This is a genomic window from Roseburia sp. AF22-2LB, from assembly GCF_003461125.1.
Taxonomy (GTDB): domain Bacteria; phylum Bacillota; class Clostridia; order Lachnospirales; family Lachnospiraceae; genus Roseburia_C; species Roseburia_C amylophila.
The window spans coordinates 1-10611 of the sequence record NZ_QTWM01000016.1 but is presented as its reverse complement, the minus strand read 5'-3'; the positions used below and the strand labels follow the sequence as shown (position 1 = coordinate 10611).

The following is a 10611-nucleotide window of genomic DNA, read 5'->3' as shown; positions in this document are numbered from 1 at the left end:
GCAGCCAATAAAACTGCTACGCTTAAAAGTCTAACTTTTTGGGGTCACATCAATAACCACAATCCTCTTTTATAACTTGTCCGCTTCTTAAAATTAAGCAAGTTTTGTTTTTGCAAGCTCTGCCAATGTTGCAAATCCTTCTGCATCATTTACAGCCATCTCAGCTAACATTTTACGGTTCATATCAACACCAGCTAATTTTAAACCATACATAAATTTGCTGTAAGATAATCCATTCATTCTTGCTGCTGCGTTAATACGGGCAATCCATAACTGTCTGAACTGTCTCTTTCTCTGTTTTCTTCCTGCATAAGAACTTGTTAAGGCTCTCATGACAGACTGTTTTGCTACTCTATACTGTTTGGAGCGTGCTCCTCTGTAACCTTTAGCTAATTTTAATGTTCTATTATGTTTCTTTTTAGCGTTTAAGCCGCCTTTAATTCTTGCCATGTTCTATTCCTCCTTAACCAATTCTTATAAATATGGTAAAATCTTCTTCATATTCTTAACATTTGTTGCATCTGTCATTGCAGGTTTTCTAAGATTTCTCTTAGTCTTAGTTGTTTTCTTTGTTAAGATATGTCTCTTATAAGCCTTGTTTCTCTTTAATTTTCCTGTTCCTGTTAATTTGAAACGTTTTGCTGCTGCTCTGCTTGTTTTCTGTTTTGGCATAATTTATTCCTCCTTAAAATCATTATCTTTTCTCTGCCAGCACCATACCCATGCTTCTGCCTTCCAGCTTTGGTGCTTTCTCCACTACTGCAATATCTGCAAGTGCTTCTGCAAAATCATCCAGAATATGTTTGCTTGCCTGTACATGTGCCATTTCTCTGCCACGGAAACGAAGTGTAACTTTTACTTTATTTCCTTTGGAAATGAACTTTCTTGCGGCATTCATTTTGGTATTCAAATCATTGGTATCGATATTTGGAGAAAGACGAACTTCTTTTAATTCAACCGTTTTCTGTTTCTTACGTGCTTCCTTCTCTTTTCTTGCAAGCTCATATCTGTATTTACCGTAATCGATAATCTTACATACAGGTGGCTTTGCTCCAGGAGCAATCTTTACTAAATCAAGTTCTGCTTCCTGTGCCAGCTTATATGCTTCTCTTGCTGACATGATACCTAACTGTTCACCATCCGCGCCAATCAGGCGGACTTCCTTATCTCTGATTTGTTCATTGATCATTAACTCGCTAATGGTCGTACACCTCCAAAATTAAATTCACCACAGCTTTGCCAGACAACTTTCCGTTTATTTCCGCAAAAAAAGTGGATAGACAGACTATCCACTTCAAAATGATTCGCTCATTGCATACTCATTATAAACACTTAGTCACTTGATTGTGCTAAGGTGAGAGTGGATACTCTACTTTCTTCAACTTGCTTATAGTACCATATGTCATTTCGTTCGTCAAGCATTATTTTTACCGATATTCGCTTCTGATATTTTCCGCCCTCTCAATAATCGTTTCCGGGAACCCGGTAAAGGAAAGCAGGCGGATTGCATTCTGGGAATTTGCCGGTCCCTTCTGCAATTTATAATCAAATACAATATCCGCTTCTCCAAACTCTTCGGAAAAATGATAATTGTCATAACCAATTTTTTCAAGCTCCGTCAATTCCTTATCATGGGATGCCACAATTGCAATGCAGTTATGATGTGCCAGATATTCCATGATTGCTTTTGAAGCTGCAATACGCTCCTGGGTATTGGTTCCTCTTAAGATTTCATCAATAACACAGATAACCAGTTCATCCTCCGACAAAGCATCCAGGATACGTTTTAAATATTTAATCTCTTTAATAAAATAACTGTCACCGGATAAAATATCGTCTCTTACCGCCATGGAAGTAATCATTTTTGCATGAGGCAGATGCATTCTTTTTGCGGTGCAGGTATGAATGCTCTGTGCCAGTATCACATTAACAGCTATGGTCTTGATAAAGGTTGACTTACCGGAAGCATTGGAGCCTGTGATAATGCAGTTATGCTGAAGTTCCATAGAATTGGTCACTGCTCCATGAAGCAGCGGATGATAAATTTCTTCCATCTCAAGCTGCTTTGTTTCCTCATATTCCGGTACTGTCACAAGAGGCAGACTCTTTCGGAAAGAGCCTGTGCTAACCGCTGCATCCAGTTCTCCTACCACCCAGTAAATCTTAAGATAAGCATCCTGGTTATCCATAAACTGATTCAATACTTTCATATAAGTAAGGATATGCCACTGGGTTACTCCCAGCAGGAAATCCTGCAGCATTTCAAACACATCTCCCATGGCATTTCTGCTCTGGATATTTAGCAGAAATGCCTTCTTATCCATTTTGGCAAATACCGGAAGCAGCGGTGCCAGTTCCTCACATATTTTGTCTTTCCGGTATTCCTGCTCCAGTTCTCGTGCTACCGTAATCAGGTATGCCGCCGTTCCCATCATATGAATCTCCTGATCAAACTTCAGCCGGACCGTAAAGATATACACCGACAAATTCACAAGAAATACTACCACCAAAGCTGACAGAGCATATATATTATGAAATACGACTGCCGCCACAACAACTACCATCAGCAATATCCGGAGCATCTGATAAACCCAGAGATTTGAAATTGCAAAATCCTCTACTGTCTGGATAAAGGATGGAATATAGTAAGCCTCGTCTCTCTTTCCAAGCTTTGACAAAGTTTCTTCCAGATGATAGCGTTTTTCATCATCTGCTTCACAAAAAGCTATTCTTTTTTCTAAAAGCTCCTCTTCTTCCTTCGTCTGCTTCGCATAATGAAGCTTTGCATATAAAATTTCTTCTCCCATAGTGGAATCACAGTTGTTGATTCTCTGGTACACATCATCCATATTAAGGTCATTCCATGTGACCTCATCCACCTGCTGTGTTCCACCCACAGTATCCAGATAATTTCTTATCAGTTCTCTTTTGAATTCCTTTTTTTCAGGTTCTTTTCCATATTTTTCTTTCAGTGTCCGTTTGCAGCGGTTCTTCCAACTTTCTTTTGTCTTAATTGCTGAATAAGTAAATCCTGCAATCAAAATTACTACAAGGATTGCTGCTTCCATTTCTCCGCCTTCCTACTACATGATTCTAATGGTATCTATCCAGTAAATATTATCTTTATCCATAATTCCATTTACAGTAACGGTATCTCCCGCATGCAGGAAAATCAATTGTTCATTATCAGAAAACTTCTGCCAGTATACCATACCGTCGTCTCCTGCCAGATAAACATAAGTCTCTCCTGCAATCTCAACATACTGCATTTCACTGATTACAAAAATTCTTGTCTCTGTCTCACCTTCCGGAATTATTTTTCCCTTGGCTGCTGTCTGTGCATTACCTGCAGTACTGTTGCTGTCCCCGGAAGAATTTTCTGCCTCTTCCGGATTCCCAGTGTTTTCTGTACCGTCACTGCCTGTCATCTTACGATACTTTGCAAAGCACTCATCGAGACTGGCTGCTGTTGTTACCATATTATAAGATTCTACATTTACCATGCCATAAAGCTTCACTATGCCGCTGGCATCTTTTAATACCATAATATAAGTCGGCTGACCATCTACATTAATCAAAGACGGGAAAGATGCACGGTATCCTTTCTCCTGCACTTCTCCTTCTGCAGCAGCCATTGCAGAGCTTTCATCTGCTCCTGCAATACTGTAATAATGTGCTTCTGAAGTCCGCTCATTTACCAGTATAAACCCGATATTGGAGGCATCATCATTGACGGAAGTAACTCCGGTATAAATCCAGATATCCCCGTCTTTGGCAACATAGCCGAAGTTTGCTTCGTAAGATTCCTCATCTCCGTCTTCATCCTCTACTACCGTTTCCGTACATTTCTTACAGCCTTTTTTGCCGAAGATGCTGTTCATAAATCCATTAGATAATTCTCCATACCAGTTATACTGTTCCACCAGAAGATCCCCGTCAAAAACATCATCCATCCAGTTCGGCACTTCTGATGCATCATAATACTGACAGTCTCCGCTGATTGGGTCACAGCTGATTGCACCCTCAACAGTTTCTCCACCAAATAAACCGATGGTGTATTTGTATACACTGGCAATATAGTATGGGTTTCCATCTTCGTCCACTTCAAAATGAAGATTTCCGAAAAGTTTATCCGGGTAATTCATACGGATATGCCTTCTTAAATCCTTGCCAAAGTAAGCAGACGGAACATAAATCATTCCTTCCTTTACCGGAACATACTGTGCCTTCTGTCCTACCGGATCAACAGTTATATAACCTGGAACACCATTTTCCTTATTTCCCATATATTTAAAGAAGCCGGCATACTCTAATGCAGATACTTTCGTTGGTGCCCCCTGATAATCAATCTGTGTGTAGTCTTCCGATACATTATACTGGCTCACCACTTCTGAAAGGCTTCCGATTTCACGATTACCCAGCAATACTGCACTGTCCGTATCCATTAACGCAATCTTTGATACAGAAGATGCTGTATTGATATCGCTGTTAAAATCACTGTCTTCGATGGTCAGGATATCTGCATATGCCTGTGCATGGAACATTTTGCTGCCATAAAATAAAAGAATCAGGAACAGAATTCCGATCACTCCAACTGCTGCAAAAATACCGTTTACCGGCTTTTCCAGCTTTCCTGCAGACTTACCTTCTGCCTTCCTGGCTGCCGATACCAACGCACCTATTATTCCTAACGGGAATAATATAACGCCTAATACAAACAGCCATAAACCTCTGGAATGAATATTCAATGCCGGAAGCAGAAGATAATACATCACTGCCACCCATAAAATATAAATAACCGGAAGCATAATGGACAGCCCCTTTACATGAGGCAGCTTTACCTGCATTGTTTCAAACTCCATTTTCTTCTTTTTCTTTGCCATACCTAATCTCCCTTTTCTTCTTTGCAATTATTACTGTATTATTTAATTAATACAATAGCTCAATTTTAAAATAATGTCAAGTGAAAGCTTTCTTCAAATGGCTGGCAACTAAAAACAGCAGGACGACAAAATGTATTTTCATTTTCTATCGTCCTGCCTGCAATACTTATTTATATTATTTTTTTAAGCTCTTGCTGCTTTGCTATCACGCTTTTTATTCTGGATAACCATACATGCTACTGCAGCTGCGGTAACAGCCAGTGCCAGAATTCCCATTGGAAGATCTTTCTCACAGTCTCTTAAGAAAAACAGCACTGCCATAGCAATTACATATATAACAGCAATGATTCCATCTACTTTTTTCATACTTTCTGCCTCCTGCCTTTATGCATTTCTCTTCTGACGAAGTACTGCCCTTACTACATTATATCCTGCAAATACAATCGTAAGAATCATCATAATCCAATGGATGATACAGTTATCTTCTCCCGCCGGATTTGCTGCCAGAGGAGCTGCTTCATCTTCTAATGCAGTTACTTCCTGTTTTGCATTATCGTCCGTTACATTCGCCAGTGGAACCTCTTCATCTTCTAATACCACCGGTTCTTCTGCATCCTGTGGCTGTTGTGCTGCCTGCTGCTGTCTGACTGGTGTCTGTGCCACCTGGGTCTGTGTAACCGGAGTCTGTGCCTGGATTACCGGTGTCTGTGCTGCTGTCTCCGGCTGTGTATTGTTATCTGCCGGAGTTACCGCTGTTTCTGATGATGCTGGCTGGGCTGGATTTGCCGGCTGTGCCGGTTCCGTTGATTCGGCCGGCTGGGTTGGTTCGGTCGGCTGGGTCGGCTCAGTCGGCTGGGTTGGTTCGGTTGGCCCGGTCGGTCCAACTGGTTCAGTCGGCTCAGTTTCTTTCTCCTTTTCATCAAAAGAAGCATACACTACGGTACTATCATTTAAATCTGCAACATTTACTTTACTGCCATCTTCTAAAGTCCAGCCGGTAAATTCATAGGTTGTTGTCTCTGTCTCTGCCTTTACAGGATCTGTTACAGAAACTTCCGTTCCCTTTACTTCACGTACTTCCTGATATACATTTCCGTCTACCATAAAAGTAACGGTATAACTGTTATCAACAATTTCTCCATCAATATGCCAGGAATTCGGATTAATCATCCGGTACCATTCGATGCGGTAGAATCTTGCATCATCCCCTGCAATGCCACTGTTTGCTGCATATGCATCTAAAACAGATGCAAGGGTTACCGGCATCTTTCCATCATAATTCTTTTCTGCATCAAAAGACGCTGGTGCAGTAAAACCGGACATATCAGTTGTCACTTTCAGCTGATTTAAAGAAACTGCTGCTCTTCCTATATAGTCATAATTTGCTGTTGCATCACCAACTGTTCCTTCCGGACGGACAGTTCCTGCTTTCCGGATGTAGAACTCTGCCTTCTGCGTAAATGTATCTGCTACCTTTACATATACGTTATAACCCTCTGTATTGCGGAAAAGTTTTGTATATGTTGTCACTACACCTGCATTTTCATCCTCTAAAATGAATCCGCGGATTACGCTTTCCTCCGTGGTCGCATAATCTGCTGCTTCTTCTAATACAGCCGGATCTAAAATACAGTTTCCACTTAACAGCAGCAGTTTTCCATTTCCGTATTTAGCATATACTTTTGCACGAATCTTACTGATTCCAAAACTTACATTTACAGTTCCACTATAGTTACCGGTAAAGGTTACGGTTGCCAGAGCAGTTCCCTCTTCTACATTATCTTTGTAATTACCAACAGTATAATCAGTTCCTGCTGTTAATACTTTTCCATTATAAGTTACGGTCACATCTTCTTCACTGAGTGTTACTGCTTTTCCGGTATAATATTTTTCCTTTGCAGCTGCAATCACGCTGTCATTTTCCACTTCTTTCGGAAGAATGGTATAGGTTGTATTTACCGTTCCTTTATAGTTACCGATTCCGGTAATTGCTGCTGATGTCTCTCCTGCATTTGGATTACTTCCACTGTATATTACAGTATAATCTTTTCCTTCTACTAATGTTTTGTCTCCATCCTTTACCACAACCGCAACTGTGCTTCCGGTATACTCAGTATCCTTTGCTGTTACCATTTCATTGGTCAACGGTTTCTGCCGGATAGTAAAGGCTGCTTCATTACTGTCTGCGGATTCAAATTTCTTTGCACTGGCTGTTGCAATTACCGTATAAGTTCCTGCATCCACCGGTGCTTTGCTTAATTTATTTCCTGCCTCATCATAATAAGTATAAGTAATGGAAATGCTTGGATTTTTTTCAATTCCCCAGCTGTATGCATTGGCATCACAACTTAAGTTCTTCTCATCATTACTGCCATTATATTCAAAATCGCTGGCTGTAAGATTTGCATACAATGCTTTTAAATAAGTTCTTACCGGTACAATAAATACCGTCTCTTTATAGTTCTCTGCTGCATCTCCTTCCGGCACAAATACTACATGATGGTCTACATCTTCAAAGATTGCAGTTCCGGTAGTATTAAACCACAGTGTCTCATCCGGGCTCCGCCACTCAAAATGGCCTTCCAGTTCCTGGTTCTCATCATTGACCGCTACTGCCATTCCGCCATTCAGATGGGACTCTCTCAGTTTTCCGGACATATGATTGATTGTTGCAGATGGTTTTTCCTTAATTACTGCCTCTGCCTTATTTACAGTTACCGTATAAGTCCTGCTTCCTGCCTCATATACATCTGTTGCCGGTGTTGTAACCGTATAAGTATAAGTTCCTGCATTTAAAATCTCTTTGTCACAGGTTCCAGCAATACCACTCTTTGGACCATCCTTTACAAAGTTCTTTGCATTCAGTGTCTGGACTTTTCCGTTATAAGTCAGATTTGAAATGCTCTCTTCAAATACCGGAGTTCTCTTACTGATTTTAATGGTATACTCTTCTGTCTCCCATTGAAGGAGCCAGTTCTTATATTTACACTTCAAAGTAACTGTTCCTGTCTTATCTGCAGTTACAGATACCTCTTTCTTATTTGTATTCTTTAATGTTACCTTATTTTTTCCACCGGTAACACTCCACTTGGTTTCGTAAGCAATCCATGCAGAACACTCGATTTTCTTCGTATCCTGCAGCTGCATCTTAATTGTATCATCCTTTTCGGCAGCTTTTACTGTCATCCCGGTTATTCCGGATAAGGACAATACCATCAATGCCGCCATTACAAAAGCTGTAATTCTTTTTCCCAACATTTTGGCTACTCTCATGTTTTTTCTCCTTTTATTCATTTTATCCATTTCCTGTTGATTTATGAATTGTATAACCAATCATAGCCTACTCTGTGTTATAAAAAGCGTTATATTTTTCTATTTTTTCTTTATTCTTCCGAATTGTACTTAAATCTTCCTGTTTGTATTGTATTTCTCCTCGTATCTACTCGTCTGTTCCATTCACCAATACTTTATGATATTTCACATATTTCTTTCCAGCCGTCCGTTCCATGTTGTCATTGATTCTTTCTATCACAAGTCCGCAATTTTCTTCTTCAATACCTATTAAAAGTATCAGATACTGGTTTGTGCTGTATCTGGTATACAGGTCACCGCTGCGCAGGGAGTTTTTCAATGCCTGCTCCAGTTCTGCCCGGATGTATTCGAAATGAACACCGCCTTCAGAAGCATACCCCTTCCCATCGGTAATGGTGCTCATAAGAAGCCACGCGCTCTTTCCCGTACGCTGCAAAACCCGTTTTGCAAAGCGGTAATTTTCAATGAAAACAGGATACGAACAGTAAAATGCTCCTTCCTCTCTCTCTTCTTCCAGCTTCTCCTGTATTGCCTGAATATGAGTGGCATCATCCTCCGTAACACAGCTGCTGATTCGTTTTAATTGTTCCAGCATAGACTTTGAAGGCTCACTGCCAAGCTCTGCCAGCAGCATTTCTTCTGTCTTATGATATAATGCCACCGCCTCTTTGGAACGCTTCATGGCAATCAATGCCTCCATCTGGTATACCTGCCAGTCATCCAGTGGATAAAGAACCGCTGCTTTTTCTGCTATCTCATATAATTTCTGATACTCCTGCTCATCCCGGTAAATTCCGCACAGTCTCTTTACACAGGACATATATAATTTCCGGTATTTCGTTGCCCAGAAAATTACCCATTCCGATGCTCCCAGTGCCGGCAAAAATTCTCCACGGTACAGCCTGACTGCTTCCTCTAATTCTGTTTTTCCAAAATCTTCCGCCTGTTTCAATGCATGCTCTGCCTTCTCTTCAAAAGAAATGCAATCACAACGATACGGAATTTCCGGTGTCCAGTAATAAACTCCCTTTCGGCTTATAATATAATCGCTCTCCGGCAGTCCCTGCTCCTTAAGCAGTTTCCGCACCCGGAAAAGAATTGCCCGGAAACTGTTGGATGGGTTTGCGACCTCCTCATTTTCCCATAGTCTTCCCACCAGTTCTTCCCTTGTTACCCCTTCTGTACCCGCATGCAGAATAATCTGAAGCAGCCGGTTCGTCTTTGTCGTTGATTTCCGGTCTATGATAAAGGAATGATTTCCATATTGCATTCGAAATGTTCCAAGCATACTTACTTCTAAAATTTTTTTCATGCTTCCTGCCCCCCTGCAGATTATTTTTCCTAATTGCAGTATAAAGGACTTTGTTTTTATACGCAAAAGATTTTTCTCATTTCTTCCGGATTGTCAAAACGAAAGATTACTCTTATAATCATATTCATAAATAATTCTAAAAAATAATTGTTTCGAGCTGTTAGAAAGGATTATACCATGGAAACAGGATTTATTGATTTACATGTACATTCAACCTGCTCTGACGGAACTTTTACTCCATCTGAGCTGGTTCATGAAGCCAGACGTCATTCGATATATGCCTTTGCCCTTACTGACCACGACTGTATCGATGGTATTAGAGAAGCACAGGAAGAAACCTTGCGGCTTAACTCCCCGGATGCACCGGAAGTCATTGCCGGTGTTGAACTCTCCTGTGAACTGGATGATCGTGAAATCCATATGGTCGGGCTATATATTAACCCGGACGATAAAGTATTTAATGATAAATTAAATGCATTCCGTTCTTCCCGCACAGACCGCAACCGCCTGATGGTTGATAAACTGCAGCAGGAGGCACACTTTGCCATTGATTATGACAGTCTTATCAGAGAATTTCCGGATGCAGTCATTACAAGGGCACATATTGCAAGATACCTTGTAAATCATGGTCTTGCCAAAGATATGAATGCAGTATTCAGTAAATATATCGGGGATGACTGTCCTTATTATGTAGACCGTCCTAAAATCACTCCGCAGGAAGGTATTTCCCTGATTCATCATGCCGGTGGTCTTGCCATTTTAGCCCATCCGGTACTCTATCGCATGAATGCAGACCGATTGGACGCTCTGGTTCAGACACTGGTAGAAGAAAGCCATTTAGATGGTATTGAAGCCGTCTATTCCAGCTACCAGCTTGGTGACGAACAGAACATCAAGAAGCTTGCACAAAAATATCATCTGCTTATTTCTGGTGGCTCTGACTTCCACGGAAGTAACAAACCTTATATTTCCATGGGAAACGGAACGAGACATATGCCGATTCCTTATTATATTTTATCGGATATTAAAAATGCGCTGCATTGCAGATAGCGGGTTATAGGACAAAACGTGTTGATGGCTAATCCCATTCTGTAAAAGATTTAT

The 10611-nt window shown here is 40.8% G+C and carries 9 protein-coding genes; 1 reads left to right on the top strand and 8 read right to left on the bottom strand.

The features are described from left to right. Positions 1-93: 93 nt before the first annotated feature. The 8 genes from rplT to DWX96_RS13940 form a co-directional block, all read right to left on the bottom strand. The gene (gene rplT, locus DWX96_RS13975; RefSeq protein WP_022244106.1) at positions 94-450 is read right to left on the bottom strand and encodes a 50S ribosomal protein L20; all 357 of its coding nucleotides are present in this window, start codon (positions 448-450) and stop codon (positions 94-96) included. Positions 451-474: 24 nt separating this feature from the next. Further along, positions 475-672 carry a 50S ribosomal protein L35 gene (gene rpmI, locus DWX96_RS13970; protein WP_022244105.1) on the bottom strand — a complete coding sequence of 66 codons (198 nt, stop codon included), beginning with the start codon at positions 670-672 and terminating at the stop codon, positions 475-477. Positions 673-694: 22 nt separating this feature from the next. After that, entirely contained in the window at positions 695-1189 is a 495-nt protein-coding gene (infC, locus tag DWX96_RS13965) for a translation initiation factor IF-3 (RefSeq protein WP_022244104.1), read from the bottom strand. A 238-nt stretch (positions 1190-1427) separates the two neighbouring features. Beyond that, complete coding sequence (locus tag DWX96_RS13960) at positions 1428-3068, bottom strand: MutS-related protein (RefSeq protein WP_118057806.1); 1641 nt, start codon at positions 3066-3068, stop codon at positions 1428-1430. A 15-nt stretch (positions 3069-3083) separates the two neighbouring features. Next, positions 3084-4883 (bottom strand): hypothetical protein, encoded by a 1800-nt coding sequence (locus tag DWX96_RS13955; RefSeq protein WP_118057805.1) that lies wholly within the window; start codon positions 4881-4883, stop codon positions 3084-3086. Positions 4884-5066: 183 nt separating this feature from the next. Beyond that, positions 5067-5249 carry a hypothetical protein gene (locus tag DWX96_RS13950; protein WP_117698320.1) on the bottom strand — a complete coding sequence of 61 codons (183 nt, stop codon included), beginning with the start codon at positions 5247-5249 and terminating at the stop codon, positions 5067-5069. An 18-nt stretch (positions 5250-5267) separates the two neighbouring features. Continuing rightward, positions 5268-8156, bottom strand: a complete 2889-nt coding sequence (locus tag DWX96_RS14770) for a hypothetical protein (protein WP_278336410.1) — start codon at positions 8154-8156, stop codon at positions 5268-5270. Positions 8157-8322: 166 nt separating this feature from the next. Beyond that, on the bottom strand, positions 8323-9507 hold the full coding sequence (locus tag DWX96_RS13940) for an AfsR/SARP family transcriptional regulator (RefSeq protein WP_117698730.1): 1185 nt from the start codon (positions 9505-9507) through the stop codon (positions 8323-8325). Between the two features lie 177 nt (positions 9508-9684). On the opposite strand from DWX96_RS13940, the gene DWX96_RS13935 reads away from it, so the two are divergent. Further along, positions 9685-10557: a PHP domain-containing protein gene (locus DWX96_RS13935; protein ID WP_117841206.1), complete on the top strand. Its 873-nt coding sequence runs from the start codon at positions 9685-9687 to the stop codon at positions 10555-10557. Positions 10558-10611 lie beyond the last annotated feature (54 nt).